Origin of the sequence: Mesorhizobium sp. CO1-1-8, from assembly GCF_020164875.1 — a bacterium.
In the GTDB taxonomy this organism is placed as follows: Bacteria; Pseudomonadota; Alphaproteobacteria; order Rhizobiales; family Rhizobiaceae; genus Mesorhizobium.
In genome coordinates, this window is record NZ_JAIUGZ010000016.1 from 11468 (window position 1) to 37408 (window position 25941).

Annotated in this window: 30 protein-coding genes; 11 read left to right on the forward strand and 19 right to left on the reverse strand. The window is 60.9% G+C overall.

All coding sequences use genetic code 11. From position 1 onward, the window contains the following. Nucleotides 1–57: 57 nt before the first annotated feature. The 3 genes from LB558_RS26055 to LB558_RS26065 are packed head-to-tail and all read right to left on the reverse strand — an operon-like array spanning nucleotide 58 to nucleotide 3312. Complete coding sequence (locus tag LB558_RS26055) at nucleotides 58–1335, reverse strand: threonine synthase (RefSeq protein WP_224700184.1); 1278 nt, start codon at nucleotides 1333–1335, stop codon at nucleotides 58–60. Next, nucleotides 1332–2525, reverse strand: coding sequence for a M24 family metallopeptidase (locus LB558_RS26060; protein ID WP_224700185.1), 1194 nt, complete (start codon nucleotides 2523–2525; stop codon nucleotides 1332–1334). The genes LB558_RS26055 and LB558_RS26060 overlap by 4 nt, the downstream gene beginning before the upstream one ends. Continuing rightward, complete coding sequence (locus tag LB558_RS26065; protein ID WP_224700186.1) at nucleotides 2515–3312, reverse strand: IclR family transcriptional regulator; 798 nt, start codon at nucleotides 3310–3312, stop codon at nucleotides 2515–2517. Before LB558_RS26065 ends, LB558_RS26060 begins: the two co-directional genes overlap by 11 nt. A gap of 129 nt (nucleotides 3313–3441) precedes the next feature. Here LB558_RS26065 and LB558_RS26070 point away from each other — a divergent pair, with 129 nt between their 5' ends. Then, on the forward strand, nucleotides 3442–3720 hold the full coding sequence (locus LB558_RS26070) for a helix-turn-helix domain-containing protein (RefSeq protein ID WP_224559358.1): 279 nt from the start codon (nucleotides 3442–3444) through the stop codon (nucleotides 3718–3720). Nucleotides 3721–3724: 4 nt separating this feature from the next. Here LB558_RS26070 and LB558_RS26075 read toward each other — a convergent pair whose 3' ends face one another. Next, nucleotides 3725–3970, reverse strand: coding sequence for a helix-turn-helix domain-containing protein (locus LB558_RS26075; protein WP_224559357.1), 246 nt, complete (start codon nucleotides 3968–3970; stop codon nucleotides 3725–3727). Between the two features lie 127 nt (nucleotides 3971–4097). Between LB558_RS26075 and LB558_RS26080 the strand changes: the two genes are divergently transcribed. The 3 genes from LB558_RS26080 to LB558_RS26090 all read left to right on the forward strand — a co-directional run bounded on the left by LB558_RS26080 (nucleotide 4098) and on the right by LB558_RS26090 (nucleotide 6528). Beyond that, nucleotides 4098–4847 carry a helix-turn-helix transcriptional regulator gene (locus tag LB558_RS26080; protein ID WP_224700187.1) on the forward strand — a complete coding sequence of 250 codons (750 nt, stop codon included), beginning with the start codon at nucleotides 4098–4100 and terminating at the stop codon, nucleotides 4845–4847. Nucleotides 4848–4919: 72 nt separating this feature from the next. Further along, the gene (locus tag LB558_RS26085) at nucleotides 4920–5591 is read left to right on the forward strand and encodes an acyl-homoserine-lactone synthase (RefSeq protein ID WP_224559355.1); all 672 of its coding nucleotides are present in this window, start codon (nucleotides 4920–4922) and stop codon (nucleotides 5589–5591) included. Between the two features lie 28 nt (nucleotides 5592–5619). Then, complete coding sequence (locus tag LB558_RS26090; protein WP_224700188.1) at nucleotides 5620–6528, forward strand: LysR family transcriptional regulator; 909 nt, start codon at nucleotides 5620–5622, stop codon at nucleotides 6526–6528. 250 nt (nucleotides 6529–6778) lie between these two features. Here the strand turns inward: LB558_RS26090 and LB558_RS26095 are convergent, their stop codons facing one another. Further along, nucleotides 6779–9172: a transketolase gene (locus LB558_RS26095; RefSeq protein WP_224700189.1), complete on the reverse strand. Its 2394-nt coding sequence runs from the start codon at nucleotides 9170–9172 to the stop codon at nucleotides 6779–6781. A gap of 129 nt (nucleotides 9173–9301) precedes the next feature. Here LB558_RS26095 and LB558_RS26100 point away from each other — a divergent pair, with 129 nt between their 5' ends. Then, complete coding sequence (locus LB558_RS26100; protein WP_224700190.1) at nucleotides 9302–9766, forward strand: Lrp/AsnC family transcriptional regulator; 465 nt, start codon at nucleotides 9302–9304, stop codon at nucleotides 9764–9766. Between the two features lie 78 nt (nucleotides 9767–9844). Here the strand turns inward: LB558_RS26100 and LB558_RS26105 are convergent, their stop codons facing one another. Further along, nucleotides 9845–10180, reverse strand: coding sequence for a hypothetical protein (locus LB558_RS26105; protein ID WP_224700191.1), 336 nt, complete (start codon nucleotides 10178–10180; stop codon nucleotides 9845–9847). A gap of 220 nt (nucleotides 10181–10400) precedes the next feature. After that, nucleotides 10401–11462, reverse strand: coding sequence for a tyrosine-type recombinase/integrase (locus LB558_RS26110; protein WP_224700192.1), 1062 nt, complete (start codon nucleotides 11460–11462; stop codon nucleotides 10401–10403). Nucleotides 11463–11580: 118 nt separating this feature from the next. On the opposite strand from LB558_RS26110, the gene dusA reads away from it, so the two are divergent. Then, nucleotides 11581–12576 carry a tRNA dihydrouridine(20/20a) synthase DusA gene (dusA, locus tag LB558_RS26115; protein ID WP_224700193.1) on the forward strand — a complete coding sequence of 332 codons (996 nt, stop codon included), beginning with the start codon at nucleotides 11581–11583 and terminating at the stop codon, nucleotides 12574–12576. Nucleotides 12577–12586: 10 nt separating this feature from the next. Here dusA and LB558_RS26120 read toward each other — a convergent pair whose 3' ends face one another. Both LB558_RS26120 and LB558_RS26125 read right to left on the reverse strand, forming a co-directional pair. Then, a complete protein-coding gene (locus tag LB558_RS26120; protein WP_127259347.1) occupies nucleotides 12587–13291 on the reverse strand; it encodes a TIGR02281 family clan AA aspartic protease in 705 nt (234 codons plus the stop codon). Between the two features lie 7 nt (nucleotides 13292–13298). Further along, nucleotides 13299–13532 carry a DUF1289 domain-containing protein gene (locus tag LB558_RS26125; RefSeq protein WP_027036625.1) on the reverse strand — a complete coding sequence of 78 codons (234 nt, stop codon included), beginning with the start codon at nucleotides 13530–13532 and terminating at the stop codon, nucleotides 13299–13301. Between the two features lie 197 nt (nucleotides 13533–13729). Between LB558_RS26125 and LB558_RS26130 the strand changes: the two genes are divergently transcribed. Beyond that, complete coding sequence (locus tag LB558_RS26130; RefSeq protein WP_224700194.1) at nucleotides 13730–14728, forward strand: nicotinate-nucleotide--dimethylbenzimidazole phosphoribosyltransferase; 999 nt, start codon at nucleotides 13730–13732, stop codon at nucleotides 14726–14728. A 12-nt stretch (nucleotides 14729–14740) separates the two neighbouring features. On the opposite strand, the gene LB558_RS26135 is transcribed toward LB558_RS26130, so the two are convergent. Continuing rightward, the gene (locus LB558_RS26135) at nucleotides 14741–16261 is read right to left on the reverse strand and encodes a sensor histidine kinase (protein WP_224700195.1); all 1521 of its coding nucleotides are present in this window, start codon (nucleotides 16259–16261) and stop codon (nucleotides 14741–14743) included. 74 nt (nucleotides 16262–16335) lie between these two features. Between LB558_RS26135 and LB558_RS26140 the strand changes: the two genes are divergently transcribed. From LB558_RS26140 to LB558_RS26155, 4 genes are all read left to right on the forward strand, one after another. Further along, a complete protein-coding gene (locus LB558_RS26140; RefSeq protein WP_224700196.1) occupies nucleotides 16336–16956 on the forward strand; it encodes a thermonuclease family protein in 621 nt (206 codons plus the stop codon). A gap of 43 nt (nucleotides 16957–16999) precedes the next feature. Beyond that, on the forward strand, nucleotides 17000–17611 hold the full coding sequence (locus LB558_RS26145) for a glutathione S-transferase (protein WP_224700197.1): 612 nt from the start codon (nucleotides 17000–17002) through the stop codon (nucleotides 17609–17611). After that, on the forward strand, nucleotides 17551–18231 hold the full coding sequence (locus tag LB558_RS26150) for a uracil-DNA glycosylase family protein (protein WP_224700198.1): 681 nt from the start codon (nucleotides 17551–17553) through the stop codon (nucleotides 18229–18231). The genes LB558_RS26145 and LB558_RS26150 overlap by 61 nt, the downstream gene beginning before the upstream one ends. 108 nt (nucleotides 18232–18339) lie before the next feature. Beyond that, nucleotides 18340–18831 (forward strand): Lrp/AsnC family transcriptional regulator, encoded by a 492-nt coding sequence (locus LB558_RS26155; RefSeq protein ID WP_006205209.1) that lies wholly within the window; start codon nucleotides 18340–18342, stop codon nucleotides 18829–18831. A gap of 27 nt (nucleotides 18832–18858) precedes the next feature. On the opposite strand, the gene LB558_RS26160 is transcribed toward LB558_RS26155, so the two are convergent. The 9 genes from LB558_RS26160 to LB558_RS26200 form a co-directional block, all read right to left on the reverse strand. After that, nucleotides 18859–19428, reverse strand: a complete 570-nt coding sequence (locus LB558_RS26160; protein WP_224700199.1) for a DUF3299 domain-containing protein — start codon at nucleotides 19426–19428, stop codon at nucleotides 18859–18861. 131 nt (nucleotides 19429–19559) lie between these two features. Next, nucleotides 19560–20264 carry a DNA alkylation repair protein gene (locus tag LB558_RS26165; RefSeq protein ID WP_224700200.1) on the reverse strand — a complete coding sequence of 235 codons (705 nt, stop codon included), beginning with the start codon at nucleotides 20262–20264 and terminating at the stop codon, nucleotides 19560–19562. A 9-nt stretch (nucleotides 20265–20273) separates the two neighbouring features. Then, nucleotides 20274–21143: an NAD(P)-dependent oxidoreductase gene (locus tag LB558_RS26170; protein WP_224700201.1), complete on the reverse strand. Its 870-nt coding sequence runs from the start codon at nucleotides 21141–21143 to the stop codon at nucleotides 20274–20276. Nucleotides 21144–21255: 112 nt separating this feature from the next. Further along, entirely contained in the window at nucleotides 21256–22077 is an 822-nt protein-coding gene (locus LB558_RS26175) for an ABC transporter permease (RefSeq protein ID WP_224700202.1), read from the reverse strand. After that, nucleotides 22074–22793: an ABC transporter permease gene (locus LB558_RS26180; protein ID WP_224700203.1), complete on the reverse strand. Its 720-nt coding sequence runs from the start codon at nucleotides 22791–22793 to the stop codon at nucleotides 22074–22076. The genes LB558_RS26175 and LB558_RS26180 overlap by 4 nt, the downstream gene beginning before the upstream one ends. Before the next feature lie 80 nt (nucleotides 22794–22873). Beyond that, nucleotides 22874–23659 (reverse strand): ABC transporter substrate-binding protein, encoded by a 786-nt coding sequence (locus tag LB558_RS26185; protein ID WP_127259335.1) that lies wholly within the window; start codon nucleotides 23657–23659, stop codon nucleotides 22874–22876. Nucleotides 23660–23816: 157 nt separating this feature from the next. Continuing rightward, entirely contained in the window at nucleotides 23817–24326 is a 510-nt protein-coding gene (gene mobB / locus LB558_RS26190; protein ID WP_224700204.1) for a molybdopterin-guanine dinucleotide biosynthesis protein B, read from the reverse strand. Continuing rightward, nucleotides 24323–24949, reverse strand: coding sequence for a molybdenum cofactor guanylyltransferase MobA (gene mobA, locus LB558_RS26195; RefSeq protein WP_224700205.1), 627 nt, complete (start codon nucleotides 24947–24949; stop codon nucleotides 24323–24325). Before mobA ends, mobB begins: the two co-directional genes overlap by 4 nt. 56 nt (nucleotides 24950–25005) lie before the next feature. Next, a complete protein-coding gene (locus tag LB558_RS26200; protein ID WP_224700206.1) occupies nucleotides 25006–25926 on the reverse strand; it encodes a DMT family transporter in 921 nt (306 codons plus the stop codon). Nucleotides 25927–25941: the final 15 nt, after the last annotated feature.

Below are 25941 nucleotides of genomic sequence, written 5' to 3' on the forward strand. Positions count from 1 at the left end.
CGATGTCCTGAACCTGCCTGCGGCATCGATCCCGAATGGTCTTCTGGCGATAAATACTCAGACGGTTTCGTATCGCGCAGAGCAGTAACCCTCGTCTTTAAGCAAATGCTTCCAGGCTTCCTCGGCGGTTTCAAACACGGTCTGCCGACCATCGGGTATTGTTGACCGATCGAGATCCTTGAGGCCACTTGCCGTGATAATTGCGACCACGCGATCCGAGGCGACGATGGCGCCTTGTCGCCTTAGAGTTTCAATCGCTGCGAGAGGCGTGACCGAAGCAAGTTCGGCAAAGATACCTTCACTGGCCGCCAGCTGCTGCTGCAGCGCAATGAGCCCGCGGTTGCCGACGCGTACAGCGGTGCCGCCCGAAAGACGAAGCGCTCGCAGCGCCTGGAAGGTGCTTCGCGTGGTTCCGATCGACACTGCCAGGGTTTCGAACGCGGCCGGAGCTTCCGTGATCATGTCAGTCTTGCTGGCGAGTGCTTCAGACAAGGAGCCATGGATCTCGGCGGCAGCGAGACGGGGAACGCGGTCGATTTTCCCCTGATCGAGAAGGTCGGTGAAACCTTCGAACAACCCCGCAAGGGCATCGCCGTAACAGACCGGCAAAACGCACCAATCAGGCATCGAGCCATTCATTTGCTCGAAGATTTCATAGGCAAGCGTCTTATAGCCCTCGATCCCCAAAGGATGACTGCCGACGACCGGTGCCTGAAACGGCGAGGTGGCAAACCATCCAAACCGCTCAACGCCTGCCGCCAGCAAAGGCCAGCGTTGGGATTTGTCGGCCAATGGCACAATCTCGGCGCCGTATTTCTTGATCTGTGCCAGCATCGCGCCTGCGGTGCCCGCGAATGTGACGACGACGCACCGCAGGCCTGCTCGTGCGGCATAAGCGGCAAGCGAGGCGCCCGCGTTTCCTGAGGAGGCCGTGGCGACAACCCTTGCTCCGGCCAGACGCGCCAGCGATACGGCGACGGTCGAAAACCTGTCCTTGTGAGACCATGTCGGATTTCGACCTTCGTCCTTGATAAGAAGATTGGGGACACCAAGAGCGCTGCCGATCACCGTCGCAGGCAATAGCGGCGTCAGGCCTTCGCCCAGGGAGATCGCTTCGCCGGGCGTGCAAGGCAGCATGTCGGCGTAACGCCACAGTGAGGGCAGTTTGGTTTGCTGGGTCTCATCGTAAGGTGAGGGCTTCTGACGATTGTAGACCACTTTCAGATTGGCTGGCGCGACGGCAACACAATTGGGGCAACCCCGTGAGTCAATCTGTAGATCGACAGGAAAGGCGGTGCCGCATCGAATGCAGGAAAATCCTGTGGCGTGGCTCATAGCGGCACCACGATGATTTCGCCGTCCGTTTCCATCAATCGCTCGACGCCGCCATGTCGAACGACGAGCATATCCTCGACCTGCAATCCCCATCGGCCGATTTCGTAGTAGGGCGTCTCCACGCATAGGACCATTCCCTCTTCGAGAACCTCACTGCTGTTCGACGAAAGCGTCGGCGCGTCATACCCATCAAGGCCGATGCCGTGGCCAACATGGTCGCGTCTGTAGTGCGGAATTCCTTCGCGCTGAACGACGCGCATGACTTCGCCGAAAACATGCGATGCGGCGATGCCCGGTCGGATGATCTCGCAGGCGCGCTGGACTCCGCGCAGCAACGCTTTGTGAAGGCGTCGAGCTTCGTGGGGCGGATCGCCTAATGTTGCGATGCGAGCAACGTCAGCGCGGTAGTGGTGAAATCGGCCACCGACATCGAAGCGTATGATCTCGCCGGCTCGCAACCTGCGATCAGACGGCTGGACGTTCATGAGCGCGCTTCGCTCGCCAAAACCGATGCATCCCAGGACCGGGAACGCGCCATCTTCGATGGTCTGGACATGAAATGCGCGCGCGAGATCAAGTTCAGTCGCGCCCTCCTTGGCAACGCCAAGCGCGGCCCCGATAGAACGTTCGGCGATTCGAGCGACCTGGCTCAGCCGATCGATCTCGTCATCCGTCTTGACGGCGCGAACGTCGCGCAGCAGCGCCGCCGCCGGCGTGATTTTGACGTTTGGCAAACGTGTAGCCAATGCCTCCAGATGTCCGCTTGCAAACCCGGTTTCGTCAATGCCGACGCGGCCGTTTCCAAGCCGTGCCTCCTCCAAAGCTGCAACAAGGGCAGCTATGGCATCTCGGTGAGGCGGCAGCCTGCGAAGCTGGAGATGTTCTTGGCCCACTGCGTCCCCGACCGCATTGGGGCCAAGTTCCGCATGGAACTCGCCAAAGCGGCGAACCTTTGCGGCACCGACCTCTTGGTCAGCAACGAGATCCAGAGTGCTTGTGCTTGTGATGATTTCTGGCGTACCCCGGTCGGACGCGGGCCACACCACATAGGCTTGCGGACCCCGGCGAATCCATTGGGGGAGGGCCCAGAATCCGCTCATGTAGGTAACGTTTTCTGGCGCCGTCGCGACGACTGCATCCAGCCCGGCATCAGCCATGCGTTGCCGTAGCCTTGATTCGTTAAGCAGCATGGCTGGGACCCCCGGCCGGATGGCTGATGGCGCCGCGATAACCAAGGCTGACGGAAATCCGGGTCGCGGCCGCCATAACCGCCTCGCCAATCTCGGCGATTTCAACGTGCGGTCCTACCGAACGGGGATAGGCTACACTTACTCCCGCAATAATCGCGCCCGACGCGTCGCGCACAGGTGCGCCGACCGCGATCAGCCCAGCGAAGTTCTCGTCAAGCGACGTGGTATAGCCGACGCTTTCGGAGCCAGTAATCTGAGCTATGAGTTTGCTCGTCTCCGTGACAGTCCTTGGCGTAAGGCGCTCAAGCGGACCTTGCCCCAAGATTCCGATGACGGCCTCGGCACTCAACTCCATCAACAGGGCCTTGCCAAGCGCCGTCGAGTGCAAGGGGAACGTTTCGCCCGGAGAGGACCGAATGATGACCGGACTTTTGCTCTGCACAGTCAGGAGATAGAGGCCCCTATCGCCCCGCCTCACGGCGAGGAAAGCATTGAAACAGCCTTCGGCGGCCAAGGCCTGAAGTTCCGTCTCGGCCAATCCAATGAGACGGTCCTTACGCAAAATATATCCTGCCAGTGCCAGGACAGAATGGCCAAGCCGATAGCGTCGCGACTCCGTAACCTGCTCGACGTAGCCATATTCGGCGAGCGTGTTCAGGATGCGCTGCACCGCAGCGGCGCTCTGGTCGAGGCGGCGGCCAAGGTCCCGCACGCCAATCGGCTCATCCGTATCCTTGAGCAGGTCCAATACGGCGAGGCCGCGCTCCAACGAAAGATTGCCGGCCACAGAATGTTCCTTATTTCGGTACGATGTTCCGCATCGCGACTAGGAAAGCAGCAATGCTTGCGGCTGTCAATGACGAATGTGCACTATAGTATGTCGTCCTAAAGTGTACGCCATGGCGACCATCCCGCCATGGATCTACGTGTGGTTGTCGGCCTCAACGTTCAAAGGATTCGGCGTGAACAGACGCTGTCCCAGGAGGAATTGTCGTTCCGTTCCGGGTTCACGCGCTCATATCTGAGCGGCCTTGAAGCCGGGCGCCGCAACCCAACGATCCTGTCACTCGCCAAAATCGCCAGTGCGCTGGGGGCGAGTGTCGATGACCTCATCCGTCAGCCCACGAAAGGCACTGCAGCACGCAGCAAGGTGGCACCTGGTCGTGTGGCCGATAAACGCAAACTGGGGTCCTGAGCAGTTATTGATCTTCGGGTGGCATGGTTGAGTGTCGCCGAAGGCTGCGCCGGATCAGAATCTCGACATCAATTTGAAGAGCCAGCGCCAGGACCTCCAGGGTGTCCAAGGTCGGTGCGTTCTCTTCCCGCTCCAACTTGCCGACATAGTTGCGATCAAGCCCCGCAAGATCGGCAAGTTGCTCCTGTGACAAGCTCGTCGCCTGTCGAAGCAACCTCAGATTGCGGGCAAAAACCGATCTCAGCCTCATCGGATGAGGCAGTCAGGCCGTGCTCTTTAGTGCCACCTACTATAGTAATCAAACGTCGCGGCGTGGATTGCCATGGAGATGAAGTCACGTATCTTTTTCCGTCTCAATACACCGGAGCGATCTTGAAGTGCCGAAGACAACCCAGCGCGTATTGCAGCGAGATCTGGCCGTGATCTTTGAAGCTACGGCGAAAATGGACGGTACAATCAGCGTCAAGGAAGTCATCAGGCAATTACATGCCAAGGTGCAAACTTATGGCTTTGTGGCCTGTCTCGTCACTGACTTGCCGAACCCGAATACCAGTTCACTCGATGAACACATCCTTGTGAACGGTTGGCCCGCCGATTGGTACGATCACTATATGGCCGCGGGGCATTATCGTCATGATCCGTGCGCCGCCTTGTGCCGGACCGCGCTGACACCATTTCTCTGGAGCGACATTTCCCGAGGTCGCATTGATGCGGACGCTCGGCGTGTGATGGACGAGGCTGCGGAGTTTGGGCTGCGAGAAGGAATCTGCATACCGATCCAGTGCCCGTTTAATGAAAGCGCTGCCGTAACGCTTGCAGGGAGCGAGGTCGATTTGACGCCGTCGGCGCGCTGCACCGTTCACGCTCTGGCCCGTCATGCCTATTCGGCTGCCCATCGGCTGGTCGGCGGTTTGCACAAGCAGCCGAAGCCGAGATTGTCCAAACGCGAACGTGAAATTCTGCAATGGGCCGCAGCAGGGAAGACAGCCTGGGAAGTCTCGAGAATCCTCTGCATTTCGGAGAGCACGGTCAATACGCATCTGCGCAATGTGAGACAGAAGCTCGATACGGCCAACATAGTGCAGGCAATTGTCGAGGCGGTTCGCAGGCACGAAATCCAGCTTTGAACCATCGTCAGATCAGAGTATGGCGCCGGCGGGAGGCGCATGCTCCTTGTCCTCATCCATGAGGACCCCACGATGTTCAAGGTTCACGTCGTTGATGCCGCAAACCGTGTGCGCTATCGAGAGCAGCTCGATCAGTACTTCCAGCTGCGCCATCAGATCTATGTCGGCGAGCGTGGCTGGCATGCGCTGAAGCGCCCCGACGGTCGGGAGATCGACGCATTCGATACGCCGGACGCCACTCATCTTCTGGGCATTACAGCCGCCGGTCAGGTCGTAGCCGGCTCCAGGCTGGTTCCAAGTCTCAAACCGCATTTGATGAGCGAGGTTTTCCCGCAACTGGTCAACGGTCTCGCACAACGCGGCCAAGATATTTCTGAATGGACCCGCTTTTTCGTCGCTCGTCATTTGCGTGAGCCAGGCCGCTCTTGCCAGGCCGCCGGTATTATCTGCTGCGGCGTCTTGGAGCTGTGCCTTCAACGCCATATCCGCCATTTGACTATCGTCTGCGAAGATTTTTGGTTCGAGCGTTTTGCCTCGATTGGCTGGAGCCCGAAGCGACTTGGTCCCTCGAAAGAAAGCGACGGCATGTCGATTATAGGGATCATGGTGGACATCTCGCCGGCCGCCCTTACGACGACGCGCCAGATTTATCGAATAGGGGGGACTGTGCTTTGCGACGACGAACCGATCGACAGTTGCCCTATGACTGACGAGAACCGTGGGTCAAACAGGCAGACTGCGTAAGCAAAGCCTTCAAACCGGCTGGACGTGGATGCGCGAAATTGAGCACCGCCATCTCCGCTACGCAATCGCGGCGGCAGACCTCGGTAGTTTTCGGCAAACCGCGACAAAATTCAACATCCGACAGTCCGCCATCAGCCGACGTATTCGGGATTTGGAGAATCAGCTCGGCGCGACGCTATTCGATCGAACCACAAGTGGTGTTGTACCCACAGCAGTAGGTCGGGCGTTTCTGGAGCGGGCCCGAGCATCCCTTGAGCAACTTAACGAAGCCGCAGACATAGTGGCCGAGTCCGGACGGGGGGTGCTTCGGATCGGTTTTGATGCTTCATGCGGCGCAAGCTTTGTCACTGCTCTGCTGGGTCGTTTCGTGTCGAGGCATCGTCGCACTGACCCTGTATTGGTTGAAGCCGCCGTGCAGGACCTACTAGCCGGAATTCGAGCGCGGCGCCTCGATGTGGCGTTGCTGACGGGTCGGCCCGAAGTGCCTGACTGCAATGTCATCCAGCTTTGGCTGGATCGGGTAGTTGCTGTTCTGCCAGAGAGCAATAGTTTGGCTCGAAAGGAGACGATTCACTGGAGAGATTTGATGGATATGAGCTTTCTTGGCGGCAAATGCGACATCGGAACAGTAATCCACGAGTGTCTGACCCGCGAATCGTCAGATATAGGATACGACCCGCAAGTTGAGCATTTTCCCGTGGGCAGAGACATGTTGATCGGAATGGTAAGTTTGGGCAAGGGTTTTAGTCTGACAATGCAATCGATGCCGGAATGCCGATGTGCTGGCGTAGTGTACCGTCCGATTTTCGCGCCTGGAGCTGAATTGCCTTTCAACGCAGTGACATCCGATCTAAACGACACTCAAACTCTGCGAAGCTTCTTGCGAATGGCGTTCCTTGCTCGCACTTCGATGGGACACTTGAATAGAGCTTTTTAGGTAGTCCAGGTGCAGAACCAATTTTGAGATAGCGGTGCAACGGGTCCCCGCCTTCCCGCGACATCTATGCTGCGGCCGCCTATCGCTCTGCGTAACCCCCCAAGCGAGAAACGGTATCGGCTGCGGATGATCAGCCGCAGTCCAGTAACCTCGTGGTAATTTTGAACTGTTGAGTCGCCGCCGCGCCATAATCAGCGGCACCGTCATCCGGTCCCGCAAAAAGCTGCGGACTGGCAAACCTGACGCGCGACTAAACTACCCGCAAATTCCTGATCGGTCGGCCGGGCGTCAGCGCCTCCGCCGCAGCGATGATGCCACGAGCATCGATGCCGAAATAGCGGTAGAGGTCGGCGATGGTGCCGGTCTGACCGAAGTGCTCGACGCCCAGCGGGCGAGTGCGGTGACCGTGCACGGATCCGAGCCAAGCCAGGGCTGCCGGGTGGCCGTCGATGACGCTGACGATGCCGCAATAAGAAGGCACGTCTTCCAAGAGCCGCTCTATGTGGCTGCGTGCGTGTGAAAGGCCGTTATCGCGGGCGCGCTGCGCTGCCGTCCAGCCTGCGTTGAGCCTGTCGGCGGAGGTCACGGCGAGAAGGCCCACATCGCGGCGGTCCTCCGCCATCAGGCCGATCGCTTCGATAGCTTCCGGCGCGATTGCGCCGGTGTAGGCAACAACGATCTGAGCATTGGGACCGGGCTTGCGCATCCAATAGGCACCGTTGAGAATCTCTTCCTCCAACTCGGGCGTGATCACGCGTTTCGGCTGCTCGATCGAGCGCGTGGACAGGCGGAGATAGACGGAACCGCCGGTTGCGTCGCGGAGCCACGTCACCCTATCCGCTTCAGTTTCGCCCGATCGCTGCATGTATTCGAACGACCAGCGCATTATGGCGGCAAGTTCGTCGACGAAGGCAGGTTCAAAGCTCGCCAGGCCGTCTTGGGCCATGCCGATCAGCGGCGTGGCGATCGACTGGTGCGCGCCGCCTTCTGGTGCCAGCGTTACGCCGGATGGGGTTGCCACCAGCATGAAGCGGGCGTCCTGATAGCAGGCATAGTTCAGCGCATCGAGCCCCCGTTCGATGAAGGGATCGTAGAGCGTGCCCACTGGCAGCAGGCGCTCACCGAAGATCGAATGCGACAGGCCAAGCGCCGACAGCATGACGAACAGGTTCATCTCTGCAATGCCAAGTTCCATATGCTGGCCCCTCGGCGAGAAGGTCCAGTTGTAGGTCGAAGGAATGCGTTCGGTCTTGAACAGGTCCGCCATCTCCTCCCGGGCGAAAAGGCCTCGGCGGTTGACCCATGCGCCGAGATTGGTCGACACCGTAACGTCGGGGGCGGTGGTGACAATGCGGCTGGCAAATGGCGTGTCGCTCTTGGCGATCTCATGCATGACCAGGCCGAAGCCCTGCTGGGTCGACATCGAGGGTTGGGCGCCGAATTCGAGCCGCTCCGGCACGTCGATGACCGGCGAAGCGTAGCGGCGGCGGCCGGATTGCACAAACGGCACACCGGCAAGAAACGCCTTCAGCGTGGCTTCCGGCGTAGCGAGGCCTTCGAACGGGTTCCACTCGCGGCCCTCGCGCACTTTCATCGATTTGCGCAGGGTCTCAACCTGGGTCGGGGTCATCAGCCCGGCGTGATTGTCCTTGTGTCCGGCAAGCGGCAGGCCAAAGCCCTTAATCGTATAAGCGATGAAGCAGGTGGGACGGTCATGTGTCCTGGCCTGCTCGAACGCGTCCAGGATCGATGGCAGGTCATGCCCACCCAGATTGCTCATCAGTTGGGCGAGGTCGTCGTCGCCGCGTCTTTCGATTAACCGAGAAACGTCACCCTGGTCGCCAAGGTCGTCGAGCAGGCGCTTGCGCCAGGCTGCTCCTCCCTGGAAGGTCAGGGCCGAGTAAAGCTGGTTGGGGCAGGTATCGATCCAGTCGCGCAGCCTCTCGCCGCCGGGCTCAGTGAAGGCCGCCTGTTGCAGGACGCCGTGCTTAAGGATCACCACGTCCCATCCAAAATTGCGGAACATCGATTCGAACCGCTCCCAAAGTCCCTCGCGCACGACCGCGTCGAGGCTCTGCCGGTTGTAGTCGACGACCCACCAGGTGTTGCGAAGACCATGCTTCCAGCCCTCAAGCAGTGCCTCGAAGATGTTGCCCTCATCCATCTCGGCATCGCCAATCAGTGCCACCATGCGGCCTTCGGGCAGGTCAGTGCCGAGGCCCTTGGCCCGTATGAAGTCCTGCACCAGCGAAGAGAAAAGTGTCTGCGCCACGCCGAGCCCGACCGAACCGGTGGAGAAATCGACGTCATCAACGTCCTTGGTGCGCGACGGATAGGATTGTGCGCCATTGAAGCCGCGAAAATTCTTCAGCTTCTCTCGAGTCTGATTGCCGAACAGATATTGGATCGCGTGGAAAATCGGGCTCGCATGCGGTTTCACCGCTACCCTGTCCTCAGGCCGCAGGATGGCGAAATAGAGTGCGGTCAGGATCGTGTTCAGCGAGGCCGAAGACGCCTGGTGGCCTCCCACCTTCATCCCGTCGCCATTGTCGCGCAGATGATTGGCATTGTGGATTGTCCAGGTTGCCAGCCACAGCACTTTACGCTCGAGTTCGGACAGGATGGAAAGCCGTTGCGCTGTCATGATCAGGTCCCTTGAGAGGGGTGGAGGCTAAACCTGTTCATGCACGAGAAGTAACCAAACTTGCCTTTCGGTGCACAGCCATTTAGGAATTTTCGCCAACTTGATGTTTGTTTTGAAAGAAAACGGCTAATGCGCGTGTTGGACGATATCGATAAGAAAATCATCGCGGCGATCCAAGGCAACGGCAAGATCACGGCCAATGAGCTGTCTGATCGCGTCGGTTTGTCACCGTCTCCTTGCACCCGACGTGTGCGCTTGCTGGAAGATTCTGGCGTGATCAAAGGATACACGGCAGTGATAGACCAGAAGAAGGTCGGCCTGCCGATCAGCGCCTTCGCGTCGATCAAGCTCGAGCGGCAGCGCGAAGAAGATCTTGACCGGTTCGCGCTCGCCGTGGCGCGCTGGCCGGAGGTGGTGGATTGCTACCTCATGACTGGGCAGCGGGACTATCTGATGCGCATCGTTGTGCGCGATCTCGAAGCATACGAACGGTTCATCAAGCACAAACTCACGCGTTTGGACGGGGTCGCCTCGATCGAAACGAGCTTCGCTCTTGATCAGGTCAAGCGTTCCGAGGTGCTGCCCTTAGAATAGGAACCAGAGACGTGCAGTCTAGTGGTGGCAATCTGACGCTTGGTTCCCCCATGTACTGGCTGGAGGCGACTTTCCCATTTAGACGCCCAGCCAGCACATGGCATTCGAAAACTGATCTTTCGTGCCCACCTGAACGCGCCTATCGAGACCGTCTGGCGGGCTTTCAACGATCCGGCCGACATCGTGCGGTGGGACGCATCCGACGACTGGCTCACGACCTAGGCGTCGAGTGACTTGCAGGTCAGCGGTCTGCTCAAGCTCCGCATTGAGCCAGGGCATGACGGCATGGTTTTTGACTTCGTCGCGACCTACACCAGGGTCGAGCCGACGCGGCTGATCGAGTGGCGGATGGATGACGACCGTCATGTGCGTGTCGAATTCGCGGAGACCGAGGCGGGCGTCGGTGTCCGTCAAGCGTTTGACGCCGAACCAATCCCCTTCCGTCGACGAGCAGCGCCGGGAATGGCAAGACGTTCTCGACAACTTCGCGCGGCACGTCGCTGGGATCGCCGGTTGACGGTACGCTTACGCCACACACGGTCTTGCTCGTCGGGACCAAGCGCCAGCTTTTCACCATTAGCGTCATCCCGATCGGCCTCAACATGGCCTGCTGCCAGTTTCCCGGACTCGGCCCTTATGCAGCCTTCGCCGCTTGGATAGTGTGAAGCATTTCCGGCTTGAGGTGCGTATAGCGCCGCAACATCTTCCAATCCTTGTGACCTGTGACCAGAGCTACCTGTTCAATTGTAAACCCGGCTTCGAAAAGGCGGCTCGTGCCTTCGTGTCGCAAATCATGAAAATGAAGGTCGTGGATGCCCAGGTCCGCACACCCTCGACGGAACGCGGTGCCGACTGACCTGTGGTTGAACGGGAAAATGCGATCGTCGTCATTGCTTCGCTTTGCCCGCTGCTCCTCGACAATGGCCCACGCGTCGTAACCGGTCGCTGCGAATAGCGGTATGCGCTGATTGTTGCCTTTCTTGTTTCGCGGGTCCTTCCGGTCCCGGATAAGAAGCATCCGCGTGCGGGCTTCCAAGTCGGACCAACGCACCTTGCAAATTTCTTCCTGGCGCATCGCGGTTGCAACGGCGAAACGCATGATCTGGCTAACCGGTGCAGTCTGACGAGGGTTTGCATCGAAGTGCGCGATCAGCCTGTCGAGCTCATCCTGGGTAGGCCGCCTGTCGCGCTCATGCCCTTTGCCAACAAGGCCAAGCCTCTTTAGGGCGATACGCGCGAGGTCAACGGGTTCGACCTTGACCGGCAGGCCGTGCACCGCAGCAGCGTGGGATAGAATGAGTTTAATCAGGCCGATGTCGATGCCGAGCGTTACCGGTCCGGCCCCCAGGGCGGCGCGATCACGGCCGAAGCGAATGAGCCGTTCGCGATCGAGAGCCGCCACATTGCACTTTCCAAGATGCCTTTGCAGCATATCGAGTGTCGCAGCCTTGGAACGGAGAGGGGACTTGCCTACATCGCACATGTCGTCGATATGAAGGTCGATGAGTTCGCCAAAGGTCTTCAGGCGCGCTATTCGGGACTTCGTCGGCGTCTCACCGCGATCGACCTGGCGCTCGGCGTCGGTTGCCCAGCGTCGTGCGTCGTCTCGGCGCAAAAAGGTCTCGCTGACGTAGCGACCTTTGCGACGGACTTGCACACGCCAGGAACCGGACGAGAGTTTTGTGTAGGTGGCCATTTTTTCGTGTGCGCTCCGTGTGCACTGAGAGATCGAAACGTGGCGAAAAGGGTCGTATTCCGGCGTAAATTCGTGTGCACTCTGCAGGTTCTAACGATTTGATGTTAAAGAAAAAATCATGAAAAATCAAGATCATAGACTGGCTATTGCACCTATGATGGATTGGACGGACCGGCATTGCCGGTTCTTCCACCGCCAACTGACGAGCCATGCGCTGCTGTACACCGAGATGGTGGTGGCCGACGCGGTCATCCACGGCGCACGCGAGCGGCTGCTCGGCTTCGATGCAATGGAACATCCGGTCGCGCTGCAGCTCGGCGGCTCGGATCGCGAAAAACTTGCCGAGGCGGCGCGCATCGGCGAGGCTTTTGGCTATGACGAGATCAACCTCAATGTCGGCTGTCCGTCGGACCGCGTCCAGTCGGGCACGTTCGGCGCCTGCCTGATGAAGGTGCCGGACCTCGTCGCCGGCTGCGTCGCAGCAATGAAAGCGGCGGTGAAGATCCCGGTAACCGTCAAATGCCGCATCGGCGTCGACGAGCAGGATCCGGAGCCGGCCCTCGATGCGCTGGCGGATGGAGTTTTCGATGCCGGCGCCGACGCATTGTGGGTGCATGCACGCAAGGCGTGGCTGGAAGGCCTGAGCCCCAAGGAAAACCGTGACATCCCGCCGCTCGACTATGACAGGGTCTATCGGCTCAAAGCCCGAAAACATAACGAATTCATTGGCATCAATGGCGGCATTCAGACGATCGAAGGGGCGTTGGCGCATCTTGACCATGTCGACGGCGCCATGCTTGGCCGCGCTGCCTACCACACGCCCGGCATTCTGGCCGGCGTCGATGCCGCTTTCTACGGCGTCCAGCCCGAGCCGTTCGATTTCGCCGCGCTGATCGATACGATGGCGGACTATGCGGCACGCCATATCGAGCAGGGAGGGCGGCTTGGCCATGTCACCCGCCATATGGTCGGACTGTTCCATGGCCTGCCCGGCGCGCGCCGGTACCGGCAGATCCTGTCCACCGACGCGACAAAACCCGGCGCCGGCCCGGACGTGCTGAAGACGGCTTTCGCGGCCGTCGAGTTCGGTGGAGCAGCAGCCGAAGCGGCTTGAGCTTCGGGGATCAATCCCTGAGGATCATGCGGTCGCCGCGCACGTCAAAGCCCGACAATGAACCGATGAAGTTCATGCCGAGCAGGGACTGGCTGAGCATGCCGGGTGCGGCGATCATCACCGACATATCCCTGCGCATGATGCCGCCGATCGCAATCTGATCGGTTTTCACGGCCGCGGCGCGTGCCATGCCGTTGGCGGTCGAAACCGGTATGGTGTAGTTGAGCGCGGCCGGATTGAAACCGGCGGCCTGCGCATCCTGCGACGTCAGCACGGTGCTGGTCGCGCCGGTATCCACCACGGCCCGGACCGGGTTGCCGTTGACCAGGATGCGCGCTTCGAAATGGCCATTGTCCGCCTTGTCGAGCGTCACCGTGGCGTGACCGTCTTCGACGCCAAGCGCAAGCGGGCTGCCGGGAACAAGGCCCGCGGTCACCCGGCTGGCGACATCCTGCAACTCATAGCGATACTGATAACCGGCGATCAGCGCGAGTGCGATCGCCGCCCAGGCGCCGAGATTGCGGGCCATGGCGCCCAGGGGCCTGCCTGAGCGAAGCAGGCCGGCGCCGATAAGGGCGCCAAAGGCGCCGAGCCAGATCAGCCGGCTGAAATCGTTGTTCTCCACGCCGAGCGTGCTGCCGGCGGAATCGTTAAGCATGAGCAGGACTGCTCCCACCCCGATCGCGGCCATCAAGACCCAGAACAACCGGCTCATCCGCACCTCACGACAGCGCGTCGCGTTCGCGCGCCATGCGGGTGCGGCGCGTTTCCCGGCGCGGCCGGCGCTCGACCGTTTCCAGCCGGGCCGGCAATTGCGCCATGACGCTGCGGCGCGTTTCCGTCGTCATCCCGATCCAGGCGCCGATTTCCTCGCGCGTGCGACCGCAACCGAAACAGAAGCCGGTTTTCATGTCGATCGAACAGACCAGGATGCACGGGGATTCGATGGCGGTCATGACTTTCTCTTGGGCTTCCATCCGGAATCCCTTGTTCTACCTCCACATGGTGCAACGGCAAAGGCAATGCAAGCCCTCGCGATTGCGCCCTTCGGGGCCGGCTTTGCGGCAAAGGCAGGCCCCTCATCCCAGAGGTTGTGCCAACCTCGCAAGGCGGCTATGCCGCTCACCAACTCCAGGGAATGATCGATAACAAGATGACCAGCGCACTGCCTTTCGACGATTTTCGCAACCTGTTGGCCAATCTGCCGGCGGCCGACACGGCAGCCGAGACCCGCGTACGCTCGCTGTTTGCCAAGGCGGACAAACCAGGCAATTCGCTTGGCCGTATAGAGGACATCGCCGCCTGGCTGGCAGCCTGGAGCGGGAGGGCTCCGCCCGCGGTGACAAGACCGCTGATGGCGGTCTTTGCTGGCAATCACGGCGTCACGCGCCACGACATTTCGCCACGGCCGGTGGCGGCGACCGCCAATGCGGTCGAACTTTGCGCCGCCGGAGGTGCCGCGATCAACCAGATCTGCATTGCCTACGATCTCGGGCTGAAGGTTTTCGATCTTGCCCTGCACATCCCGACCGTCGACATCACCGAAGAGGCCGCGCTGGACGAGCGTGGCTGTGCCGCCACCATGGCCTTCGGCATGGAAGCGATCGCCGGCGGCACCGATCTCTTGTGTCTCGGCGATCTCGGCGTCGGCAACTCCACCGTCGCTGCCTCCCTGTTTGCGGCGCTGTTCGGGGGCAGGGGTGCCGATTGGGTCGGCCCAGGGTCGGGCGCCGATGCGGCGATGCAGGCACGCAAGGCCGACGTGGTCGATGCCGCGCTGGCTTTTCATGGCGGCCATCTCGGCGACCCGCTCGAGGCGCTGCGCCGGGTCGGCGGCCGTGAATTCGCGGCGATCGCCGGCGCCATCCTTGCCGCGCGGATGCAAAAAATCCCCGTACTGCTCGACGGAGTGGCCGCGACGGCAGCCGCAGCGGTGCTGCATGGCGTCAATCCCGCCGCGCTCGATCATTGCCTCCTGGCAAGCCAGTCGCCAGAACCCGCGCATGCACGCGCCGCCCAACGGCTCAGGCTGCGCCCGTTGCTTGATCTGGGCATCAGCCATGGCGAAGGGGCAGGGGCCGCCCTTGCCGCGGGTCTGGTCAAGGCCGCCGCGCTGACCAGTTCGGGCATGGCTGCGGCGGTACGCGGCTAGAGTCTTGCTATATTACCGCCGTCGAGCCGCCACAGCCGCGGTCGGCAGTGCTGGCAGTTCCTCCATCACCCGGCTGAGCGGGAAGATGGCGATCGCCTCGGTCCCTTCGCGCAGCTTGGAATGAAGTTCGAACTCGCCGCCATGCATGGCGAGCAACCCTTGCACGATCGGCAGGCCAAGGCCGGTGCCTTGCTCGGCGCTCTTGATGGCAATCGAGCCCTGGCCGAAGGCGGAAAGCACGATCGGGATCTCGTCTTCCGGTATGCCCGGCCCGTTGTCCTTGATCGAAATATATTGTCCGCCGCCCGCGGTCCAACCAACGCGGACACGGATTTCACCGCCGGTGGCGGTGAACTTGATGGCATTCGACAGAAGGTTGAGCGTGATCTGTCGCACCGCACGCTCATCAGCGAAAAGGCGCGGCAGCTCGTGTTCGAAATCCTGGACGACCCGGATATCCTTGTTGCGCGCCCTCAACTCCATCATGTGACAGCAGTCCTCGACGATGCCAAGCAGCATCACTGGCTCTTCGTTGAGCTGGTAGCGGCCGGCCTCGATGCGCGACAGGTCGAGAATCTCGTTGATCAGGTCGAGCAGATGCTGGCCGGATTCGTGCACGTCATGGGCGTAGTCGCGATAGGTGGGATTGCTCATCGGTCCCAGCACCTCGTTCGACATCACCTCGGAAAAACCGAGAATGGCGTTGAGCGGCGTGCGCAATTCGTGGCTCATCGAAGCGAGGAACCGCGATTTCGCCAGATTGGCGTCCTCGGCCCGCCGCCGCGCCTCGTCCGACATCGATTTCGCCGTCTCCAGTTCGGCGATCAGCGCATCCTTTTCGGAGCGGAACGACAACATCATCAGGGACGAGTGGTTGAGATGATGGGCCACATAGGCGAAGAACGGTAGCGACACGACCAGCAGGGCGGCCATGATCGCCTCAACCGGCATCCATAGCTTGGCGCCGGCATAGGCGTAGAGCGCCACGGGAACGGCAAAGGTCGCCAGCAGCGCCCCGCGCAGAGACGAGGTCATCACCGCGGTCGCCGCCATGGCGAACAACAGCACCACGGCCTTGACGATGTGGAACGGATCGACCTCGCAGACGCTGCAGCCAAGCCACACGAACCATGCCCAACCGAGGCCGCACAGGAAATGGCCAATCAGGAATTCCCGTCGTGCTTGCAAAGGGTTGAGCTCGGAAGCTTCAGTGCGCTCGATGCGCCGCGCCATGAAGGCAACGATGGTGTAGCAGGTTAGGGTGAACAGCGCCCAAAGCCCGATCTCGTTGCCGATTCCGGCCAGCCGGCCAGCCGCCGCGATCGCCAGGATGAGCAGCGGGATGGCTATGGCGCCGCTTGCCATCGCGCGGGCGTGGAGCTTCAGCAATTCGCGATCGAAATCGGGATTGCCGGCCTGCTGCGAAAGACGGTCACGCGTCTTGCGCACCGCGCGCGCCACATCGCTGTTGCGATGGGGTTTCCTGCGGTCCACAATGAACTTGTCCGCTGTGTTCGAGCGTTGCAAGGGCATTAAAACTTCAATTATGCGAGCAGCGGTTTCCAAGTGTTAAGCTACGTTCGAATGATTAACCAACCGTTTGCCATATGAGCCGTTCCTGGTCGCCGAGGCGGCGTCCGCGATACGTCGCGCCACCCCGCAGCCTGTGGCGAAGGCTGGTGGATAACGGGCTTGCCGTCATCATCCTCGGGCTGTTGATCCTGCTGGCGGCCCGCCTCGACCGGGTGGAGACACGCAAGACGCAAGGCGCAGCCATCGTCAACGACGGCGATTCGATCACGCTTGGCACCGAGCGTATACGTATGCGCGGCATCGATGCTCCGGAATATACACAAACCTGCCGCAAGAACGGCGCCGACTATTCCTGCGGCACGCTTGCGCGTCAGTCGCTCGTTCGCCTGATCGCCGGCAAGCCCGTCTCTTGTACCGGCTGGCAGCGTGATCGTTATGGCCGGCTGCTCGGCGACTGCACCGCCGGCGGCAAGGATCTCAACCGCGCGCAGGTCGAGGCGGGCTGGGCGGTTGCCTATGGCGACTTCGAGAGCGAGGAAGCCATCGCGCGCGCGGGAAAGGCCGGCATCTGGGCGGGAACGTTCGACCAGCCGCAGAATTGGCGAGACAGCCATCACGGCGAAGTCGTCGAGAAGAGGCACGGCACACTGGCGTCGATCGGCGATGCCGTGCGCGAGATTTTTCGCTTCTGGTGATGCGCATCCCGGAACTGGAACCCAGAACGAACAGGAGGATGGAATGAAGCTCTTCGACGGTGGCCGGGCGCCCAATCCACGGCGGGTCCGCGTCTTCCTGGCCGAGAAAGGCATCGAGGTTCCGCAAGTGCCCATCGACATGGGGGCGCTGGAACACAGGCAACAGGCGGTCAGCTCGCGCAATCCCCTGCAACGCCTGCCGATACTGGAACTCGACGACGGCACCGTCATCACCGAATCCGTCGCCATCTGCCGCTATTTCGAGGAATTGCATCCCGAACCGGCGCTGTTCGGGCGTGGCGCACTCGGCAAGGCGCAGGTCGAGATGTGGCAGAGGCGGATGGAATTCAATTTGCTTAGTTGCGTCATGCAGGCTTTCCGGCACATCCATCCGGCCATGAAGGAATGGGAAATCCCGCAGGTCCCCGAATGGGGTGAGGCCAACAAGCCGAAGGCCGTGGCGTTCCTCAGGCTGCTTGACGGCGAACTGGGTAGCCGGGAGTTCATCGCCGGTGACAGCTATTCGATCGCCGACATCACCGGCCTGATCGCTGTCGACTTCATGAAGCCGGCACGCATCAAGGTGCCGGATGAATGCGCGAATGTGTTGCGCTGGCATCAGGCCGTCTCCAGCCGACCGAGCGCATCAGCCTGAGAATGACTGTCGAACTCGAAAACCTCGTCGCCAGGGTCCGCGCCTGCCGTATCTGCGTGGAAAATCCGGTCGGCAAGCCGTTGCCGCATGAACCACGACCGGTGCTGCGCCCATCGTCCAGCGCCCGTATCCTGATCGCCAGCCAGGCGCCCGGCACCAAGGTGCATCTGTCAGGCATGCCGTTCACCGACGCCTCCGGCGACCGCTTGCGCAGTTGGCTTGATGTGACGAGCGACGAATTCTACGACATCGAAAAATTCGCCATCGTCCCGATGGGGTTCTGCTTTCCCGGCCAGGATGCCAAGGGGGGAGACCTGCCGCCGAGGCGCGAATGCGCGGCGGCCTGGCGCGCGCCTTTGATGGCCTCGATGCCACGGATCGATCTAGTGCTGACGATCGGTATCTACGCGCAGTCCTGGCACATGGGTGCGGCGCGCCGGCCCTCCCTGACCGAAACGGTCATGGAGTGGCGCTCCATCTGGGAGAATTCCGTCGGTCCGAAAGTGTTGCCGCTGCCGCATCCCTCGTGGCGCAACACCGGCTGGCTAAAGAAGAATCCATGGTTTGAAATGGATTTGCTGCCTTTTCTGCGTTCGGAAATCCGCTATCGCCTCGGCTGACCTTTCAGCAAGAAATCACTCGCTTTTTGCCCGATCAGCAGAATTTCTTTCTTGTGAATGGCCTAGATAAGGCAGAGTATAGGCATTCTATTCCTTTGGGAGCACGATATGGATCGCCTCGATAGAAAAATTCTCCGCCTCTTGCAGGAGGACGCGACACTCGCGGTCGCCGATGTCGCCAAGAAAGTCGGGCTGTCGACGACGCCTTGCTGGCGGCGCATCCAGAAGCTCGAGGAAGAGGGCGTCATCAAGCGGCGCGTTGCCATTCTCGACCATGAAAAGGTCAATGTGCGCGTCACCGTCTTCGTGTCGATCCGCACCAATTCGCACAGCCATGAATGGCTTCGGCGTTTCTCGGAAGTCATCCAGGAGTTTCCCGAGGTGGTCGAGTTCTACCGCATGAGCGGCGACGTCGACTATCTCCTGCGCGTCGTGGTGCCCGATATCGCCGCCTATGACGCCTTCTACAAGCGGCTGATCGCCAAGATCGAAATCCGTGACGTGTCGTCGTCCTTCGCCATGGAGCAGATCAAGTACACGACCGAAATCCCGCTCGACTACATGGTGCTGGACAAGGAATCGGGTGCCAACGCTGCCTGAGCTTGATCTCACACAAGGTCGTTCCGCTTAGTTCTTCTTTTTGTTGAGGAAACTCCAGGGCGAGTTCACCGGCAAGATGATGGTGTCCGGCACGCTGTCGACGGCGACCACGTCTGCCTTGCGCACCGTGTAGCCGGATTGGATGACGCTGACGCCGTCGAGGACGAACAGCTGGCTCTTCTCCATGTCCGGCTTCAGCGCGCCGGTGACCGCGACAGGCTGATAGGCCTCGGACATCTTGTAGGGACGGGCCGGCGTGACCAGGACAATCTGGTTGGGCGGCGGCGTCGGCATGTGGCTGCAGGCACCCGTCCAGGGTACCAGCAGGAACTGATAGACGAGATCACCGTCGCGATCGACCGGCAATGCGTAGCCGGCTAGCTGAATGCTTCTGTCCTGCAGGTTGAGGGACAACGTCTCGCCATGGTCGGGCAATTTTGCCGCGATCATCGGCAGTCCGACATTTTCGGCGGCGGATTGCGTAGCCGGGCGCAGATCCTTCCAGAATATGTGCGCGGTCTCGGCCGAGGCATCGACGGCGGCGGACACAAACAACGCAGCTGCCAGCACTATGGATGATTTTAGAGGATTGCTCATTGGCCGCTTCCCTTGAGGCTCAAGTAAAGACGCCGCTGTCAACGACGTCAACGCTCCCGCCGCATCACATGTCGGCGCTGCATCGCAAGGCAGCGAGATCCAGACATGCCGGAAAGCGGATTTCCGCGCCGTCAGCCTTTCCTGGCGGCGATCCGCGCGAGCGTCTTGGCATTGGTCAGCTCCCTTACGGCGTCCTTGCCGATCCAGCGCGCCGTCTTGTCCGCCGACTGCGCCAGTCGTTCGGCGACAGCAAGGCCAGCACTGTGCATGTCCATCGATCGTTTGCCGATCGACCGAAGCGCCCAGTTCACGGCCTTCTTCACGAAATTGCGGCTGTCGGTAGCATGCGTTTCGATGATCGGCAGGAAGGAGAGAAAGGTCGCCCCGGGCTCCTTCTTCCGGTGAACGACAGACCAGGCCATCATGGCAAAGGCCGTGCGCCGAACGAATTCCCGTTCGTCCGCCGCGAACTCACTGATCAGTTCCTTCCAGGCGTCCGTATCGACAAAGAGGTCGGAGACGCCGTCGACGATGTCCCAGGAGTCGAAACTCGCCGTCCAACGTCTTGAATCTCCAGCAGAAAATCGTTTCGGGTCAGCCGTGACGGAGGCAATGAACTGCGCCTCCATAATGCCGGTGTCCCATAGCTCGAAGGCGCGCGCGTGGTTGCGTTTGACCTTCCTGGCGATCTGCCGCTGCATACCGTGCGAGATGCCAAGCGCACGGTCGAACTTGATGCCATAGCGCAACATGCCGAGGCGGTTCTCCTCCGATCCGATAGCGCGAAGATGGGCGACGATTTCCGCGGCGCTGGATTGAGGCGAGAGCTCTGCCACCGCAGAAACCTATTTTTCCAGACGGGCGAGCAGCGAGGACGTGTCCCAGCGCTTGCCGCCCATCGCCTGCACATCCTTGTAGAACTGGTCGACGAGCGCGGTGACCGGCAGTCTGGCGCCATTGCGCTCGGCCTCGGCCAGGCAGATGCCGAGATCCTTGCGCATCCAGTCGACGGCGAAGCCGAAATCATATTTGCCGGCGTTCATCGTCTTGTGGCGGTTCTCCATCTGCCAGGAGCCCGCGGCGCCCTTGGAAATCACCTCGATCACCTTCTCGATGTCGAGCCCGGCCTGCTTGCCGAAATGGATGCCTTCGGCCAGGCCCTGGACGAGGCCGGCTATGGTGATCTGGTTGATCATCTTGGTGAGCTGGCCGGCACCGGCCGGCCCCATCAAGCCGACCATGCGGGCAAAAGCGTCGATGACAGGCTTCGCTTTGTCGAAAGCGTCCTGCTCGCCGCCGACCATCACGGTCAGCACGCCATTCTCGGCGCCGGCCTGACCGCCCGAGACAGGCGCATCCAGAAACGAAAACCCGCCAGCTTGCGCCGCCGCCGCCAGCTCGCGAGCGACCTCGGCCGAGGCCGTGGTGTTGTCTATGAAGATCGAACCCTTCTTCATCGATTTGAAGGCGCCTTCCGGACCGGTCGTCACCGAACGCAAATCGTCGTCATTGCCGACACAGGAAAAGACAAAATCCTTGCCCTCGGCAGCCTGCGCCGGCGTCACTGCCAGGCTGCCACCGTGCTGGCCAATCCATTGCTCGGCCTTGGCCTTGGTGCGGTTGTAGACGGTGACGTCATGGCCGCCCTTGTTCTTCAAGTGCCCGGCCATCGGATAGCCCATCACGCCAAGACCGAGAAATGCAACAGATGCCATGAGCCTGCCCTTCAGAATGGAAACGGAATTTGCTGCGAGACGTCTAGGCTCTGCGCGCAATTCGTCAAGATGCGTAGGGCGGGATCGACTGGTGCAGCCGCATTGAAAACGGTCAGCGTTTCAGGTGAATGGTGATCCGGCGTTCGATCCATTCAACGCCATGGCGCAGGATTTCGACCATCACCAGATAGACGAGGGCGACCCAGATATAGGCTTGGATGTCGAACGAGTTGGCGAAGGCGAGCTTCGCATTGCCCATCAGATCATAGACCGTGATGATGGCGACGATGGCGGACGCCTTGACCATCAGGATCAGCTCGTTGCCATAGGGCCGCAAGGCGACGATCAACGCCTGCGGCAGGATGACCTTGCGCAAGGTCTGCAGTTTGTGCAGGCCAAGCGATGCCGCCCCTTCCCATTGCCCTCTTGGCACGCTCTCGATGGCGCCGCGCAGAATCTCGGCCTGGTAGGCAGCGGTGTTGAGCGCAAAGGCAAAAACGCCGCAATTGAACGCGTCCTTGAAAAAATCCCAGAGGCCGACCGACTGGAGTTCGACGCGAAACGAGCCTAGTCCGTAATAGACCAGATAGGTCTGGACCAGCAGCGGCGTGCCGCGGAAGAAATAGACGTAGCAATAGGCGAGGCCGGACAGGATCCGGTTCTTGGACATGCGTCCGTACGCGACGGGCACCGACAGAATGGCGCCGAGCACCATCGATATGGAAACCAGCGCGAGCGTTACCCCCAACCCTCGCAAATAGGCAGGCGCATATTTGGCGAAGAAATCGGGATTCCAGGCAAGGAAGAGATAGCTGACGATGCCAATGCCGAACAAAATCCACAGGCAGACCAGCGCGTAACCGGCGATACGCCTGCGCGGCCAGCCGCGCGCCCGCGGCGGGGGACGTTCGACCATCGTGGCAGCGGCGCTCATCGCTGGGCCTCCCGCCGGCCAAGCGAGCGCAGAATCGCGTTGGTGGCGAAGGACGACAGGACGGCCAGGGCAAGAAAGACCAGGGAGGCGACGCCGAAGAACAGGAAAGCGTGCTTGGTGACGCGGGCGGCAATGCTGGCATTGCGCAGTGTCTCGGCCAAGCCGACGACCGACACGAGCGACGTGTCCTTGAGCAGGCTGAGCCAGCAGTTTTCCAGTCCGGGGAACGCGATGCGCAGCAGCTGCGGCACGATCACCTTGCGCATGGTCAGCCAGTTCGAAAGACCGATGGCATAGCCGCCCTCATACTGGCCTTTGGGAATGGCGCGGAAGGCGGAAAGAAAAACCTCGCTGGCATAGGACGAGAAGATCAGCGCAAGCACGATCATGCCGGCCACGAAGCTGTTGACGTCAATGGTGGTGTCCGGCCGGAAATACCTGACGAGATGCTGCAGCAGGATCGGCATGCCGAAGAAGAACAGGAAAAGCGTCACCAGCTCCGGCAGGCCGCGAAAGACGGTGGTGTAGATGTTGGCGGCAAGGCGCAACGAGGGTTCTTCGGACTGCTTGGCGAGTGCAATGAAAAAGCCGATCGTCAACCCGATGGGCAGCGTGGCAAGCGCCAGCGCAATGGTGATCAATGCGCCATAGGCAATATCGTCAAGCCAGCCTTCGGGTCCCCAACTTAGAAGTGTCCATATGCTCTGGGCTGGCATCGACCGGTCTTATCCCCACGGCGTTCCTGAGACGAATATAAAGACGGCGGGGAAATTCCCCGCCGTCTTGACCGTATTTATCAGGACTCGGCGCCGTAGACGTCGAACTTGAAGTACTTGTCGTTGATTTCCTTGTATTTTCCATTGGCGCGAATGGCGTCGATGGCCGAGTTGAGCTTGTTGACCAGGTCGGTTTCGCCCTTGCGCACGGCAATGCCGGCGCCAGGCCCGAAGATCTCGACCGGCTGCGGCGACGGTTGGCCGAGGATCTTGCAGCAGGCGCCGTCAGGCGAATCCAGAAACTGCTGCAGCACGACGATGTCGTCCTCGATGGCGTCGAGACGACCATTGGCAAGATCTGCCTGCTCCTCGGGGCTGCTCGGATAGCCCTTCACGGTGCTGTCGGTGTAGGTCTTCGAGGCATAGTTGAAATGCGTCGTGGTGGTGGCCACACCGATGGTCTTGCCGGCGAGATCTTCCTTGGTCACGCCTTTCAGCGTGCTGTCTTTAGGCACGGCGAGCGCCGACGGCGTGTTGTAGTATTTGTTCGAGAAGTCGACCTTCTCTTTCCGCTCGGGAGTGATCGACATCGAGGCGACGATGGCGTCGAACTTGCCGGCCTGGAGGGCTGGAATGATGCCGTCCCAATCCTGGGCGACGAAGGTGCACTTGACCTTCATCTCATCACAAAGCGCCTTGGCGATGTCGATGTCGAAGCCCACGAGCTGGCCATCGGCGGTGAGGTTGTTGAAAGGCGGGTAGGCGCCTTCGGTGCCGATCCTCAGGGTCTTTTCCTGGGCCTGGGCGACGCCGAGCGTCAGCAGCGCGGCCGATGCGGCAAGCGCGATACGCAGTGAAATACGCATGATGGTCCTCTCTTTATGGTCCCGGCCGTCGTTCCGAACGGCTCTGTGGGGCGGTGCTTTTGACCGCCCGCTGGCGCGATACTCCCACTCTTTCCAAGAAAAAAGCAACTGCAAAACCGTAAAAATGGGCAAGGCTATTCTGCCGTTGCGTCAGCGCTCAAGCAACGAGCCCGGTGGTGCGCTCGATGAAGTCGGCTATCGATTTTGCATCGTCGAGATCGAATACCGGCAGCTGCTCGCCTTCAATGGCAAAATCGGCGGCGACAGCGACGATGTTGGGATCCTCCGCCGAAAGCGGCGTACGGTCCTTCGCATCCAGCCGGCGGGTTTCGATCTTGCTGTGGGCTTCGCGCTTGTAGCCCTCGACCAGCACGAGGTCGCAAGGGGCAAGCCGCGACAGGACAGTCTCCAATGTCGGCTCGTCCTCGCCGCGCAGCTCGTGCATCAGTGCCCAGCGAACGCCGGAGACGATCGCGACTTCGGTGGCACCGGCCTGCCGGTGGCGAAAACTGTCGGCGCCCGGTTTGTCGATGTCGAAATCATGATGGGCGTGTTTCACCGTCGACACCTTCCAGCCGCGCCGGACAAGTTCGATGACCAGCCTTTCGGTCAAAGTCGTCTTGCCGGAATTCTTCCAGCCGGTGATGCCGAAGACGCGTCTGTTCATGGCTTGATGCTCTGCAACAGACGCTCGGCAGACACAAGATCGTCCGGTTCGTTGACGTTGAAGAAAGGGTCGACCCGCGCCGATGGCAGAACCGGGAACTCTACCTCGACAAAATCGTGCCGGTCGATGAAAGCCGAAACCCGCCTGATATCCTCATCGACCAGAAAGTGCCGCAAGGCGTCGCGGCAGCCCGTCGGCCAGAGGGCGAAAGTCGGGTGCCGCTTGCCGGCCGAACAGGCGACGGCAATCGAACCGGGACTTTGATCGGCGGCCGCTGCCAGCCGCTCGACAAGGTCCAGCGGCAGGAAGGGCGTGTCGCCGGCAGCGCTGACGATCGCCTTGCAACCTGTGTTGGTCGCGGCCCATTCGAGGCCGGTCAGGATTCCGGCGAGCGGCCCGGCAAAGCCGGGCACGCTGTCGGCAAGCACCGGCAGTCCAAAGCGCAGGAACCGTGCAGGGTTGCCATTGGCGCTGAGCGCCAGCGATTCGATTTGCGGGGTGAAGCGCGAGACGACCTGGTCAAGCAGGCAGCCATCGCCAAGCGGCAACAGGCTCTTGTCGCCGCCGCCCATCCGTCTCGACTGGCCGCCGGCCAGGATGATCCCAAAGACATTTCGCTTCATGCCACGAAGCCTGTACGCCAGCCGCCGGAAATCACAAGAACCTTCAAATGACCTGGCTAGATCCCGTCGGGCACCATGGTCGGCCCCGTGCTTTCGGCCACGATCTTTCGCCGGCCGACCACACGCTCGCGGTAGAGCGCATAAAGGCCGGAGCCGATGATGATGGTGGCGCCGACGATCATCGGCAGATCAGGGGTATCGGCGAAGATGAACAGGCCAAGCAGGATCGACCAGATCAGGGCCGTGTAGCGGAATGGCGCGATGAAGGAGATGTCGCCGGCCCGCATCGCCATGATGATGAACTGGTAGCCGATCAGCACCAGCACCGCCGCCAGGGCCAGCAAGGCCGTGCTGTCCCCCGTCATCGGCGTCCAGCCGCCCATGGTCGGCAACAGCGCGGCACCGACGATGGTCATGGCAAGCGCGGTTGCCGTCGACACCAGCAATGTCGGGATGGCCTTGGGGATCCGCTTGGTGGCGAGATCGCGCACCGCACAACAGGCGACGCTGGCCAGCGCCGACAGCGAGTAGATGCTGAACCCTTCGAAGCCCGGCCGCACGATGATCAGCACACCGGCAAATCCGATGGCGATGGCCAGCCAACGCCGCCAGCCGACAGCCTCGCCGAAGACAAGTGCCGCTCCCATCGTCACCGCCAGCGGCAGCGCCTGCAGCACCGCCGAAACATTGGCGATCGGCAGATGGGCGAGGGCGACGAGGAAACTCACCGTTGCGCCGGCCTCGCTGATCACGCGCAAGGCGACCAGAGGCTGCAGCATCGAGCCCGGGCGGGCGAGAGCGCCGCGCTGCCAGGCGAGCAAGCCGACGAAAAGCGAAGCGAAAGCCCCACGGATCAACATGACCTGCGCCATGTTCATCGATTGCGACGAGTATTTGGTGATGGCGTCGTTGAGCGTGAAGCCGGCCATCGCCACCATCATGAACAACGCGCCGCGAAGATTTGGAGACAGGGGCAAGATGGCTACCGGTTC

Coding starts and splice junctions, on each gene's coding strand:
- LB558_RS26055 (WP_224700184.1), bottom strand. CDS start 1,335: ATGAGCCACGCCACAGGATTTTCCTGCATTCGATGCGGCACCGCCTTT.
- LB558_RS26060 (WP_224700185.1), bottom strand. CDS start 2,525: ATGCTGCTTAACGAATCAAGGCTACGGCAACGCATGGCTGATGCCGGG.
- LB558_RS26070 (WP_224559358.1), top strand. CDS start 3,442: ATGGATCTACGTGTGGTTGTCGGCCTCAACGTTCAAAGGATTCGGCGT.
- LB558_RS26075 (WP_224559357.1), bottom strand. CDS start 3,970: ATGAGGCTGAGATCGGTTTTTGCCCGCAATCTGAGGTTGCTTCGACAG.
- LB558_RS26085 (WP_224559355.1), top strand. CDS start 4,920: ATGTTCAAGGTTCACGTCGTTGATGCCGCAAACCGTGTGCGCTATCGA.
- LB558_RS26090 (WP_224700188.1), top strand. CDS start 5,620: ATGCGCGAAATTGAGCACCGCCATCTCCGCTACGCAATCGCGGCGGCA.
- LB558_RS26095 (WP_224700189.1), bottom strand. CDS start 9,172: ATGACAGCGCAACGGCTTTCCATCCTGTCCGAACTCGAGCGTAAAGTG.
- LB558_RS26100 (WP_224700190.1), top strand. CDS start 9,302: ATGCGCGTGTTGGACGATATCGATAAGAAAATCATCGCGGCGATCCAA.
- LB558_RS26110 (WP_224700192.1), bottom strand. CDS start 11,462: ATGGCCACCTACACAAAACTCTCGTCCGGTTCCTGGCGTGTGCAAGTC.
- dusA (WP_224700193.1), top strand. CDS start 11,581: ATGAAAAATCAAGATCATAGACTGGCTATTGCACCTATGATGGATTGG.
- LB558_RS26120 (WP_127259347.1), bottom strand. CDS start 13,291: ATGAGCCGGTTGTTCTGGGTCTTGATGGCCGCGATCGGGGTGGGAGCA.
- LB558_RS26125 (WP_027036625.1), bottom strand. CDS start 13,532: ATGACCGCCATCGAATCCCCGTGCATCCTGGTCTGTTCGATCGACATG.
- LB558_RS26130 (WP_224700194.1), top strand. CDS start 13,730: ATGACCAGCGCACTGCCTTTCGACGATTTTCGCAACCTGTTGGCCAAT.
- LB558_RS26135 (WP_224700195.1), bottom strand. CDS start 16,261: ATGCCCTTGCAACGCTCGAACACAGCGGACAAGTTCATTGTGGACCGC.
- LB558_RS26140 (WP_224700196.1), top strand. CDS start 16,336: ATGAGCCGTTCCTGGTCGCCGAGGCGGCGTCCGCGATACGTCGCGCCA.
- LB558_RS26145 (WP_224700197.1), top strand. CDS start 17,000: ATGAAGCTCTTCGACGGTGGCCGGGCGCCCAATCCACGGCGGGTCCGC.
- LB558_RS26150 (WP_224700198.1), top strand. CDS start 17,551: ATGCGCGAATGTGTTGCGCTGGCATCAGGCCGTCTCCAGCCGACCGAG.
- LB558_RS26155 (WP_006205209.1), top strand. CDS start 18,340: ATGGATCGCCTCGATAGAAAAATTCTCCGCCTCTTGCAGGAGGACGCG.
- LB558_RS26160 (WP_224700199.1), bottom strand. CDS start 19,428: ATGAGCAATCCTCTAAAATCATCCATAGTGCTGGCAGCTGCGTTGTTT.
- LB558_RS26170 (WP_224700201.1), bottom strand. CDS start 21,143: ATGGCATCTGTTGCATTTCTCGGTCTTGGCGTGATGGGCTATCCGATG.
- LB558_RS26175 (WP_224700202.1), bottom strand. CDS start 22,077: ATGAGCGCCGCTGCCACGATGGTCGAACGTCCCCCGCCGCGGGCGCGC.
- LB558_RS26180 (WP_224700203.1), bottom strand. CDS start 22,793: ATGCCAGCCCAGAGCATATGGACACTTCTAAGTTGGGGACCCGAAGGC.
- LB558_RS26185 (WP_127259335.1), bottom strand. CDS start 23,659: ATGCGTATTTCACTGCGTATCGCGCTTGCCGCATCGGCCGCGCTGCTG.
- mobB (WP_224700204.1), bottom strand. CDS start 24,326: ATGAACAGACGCGTCTTCGGCATCACCGGCTGGAAGAATTCCGGCAAG.
- mobA (WP_224700205.1), bottom strand. CDS start 24,949: ATGAAGCGAAATGTCTTTGGGATCATCCTGGCCGGCGGCCAGTCGAGA.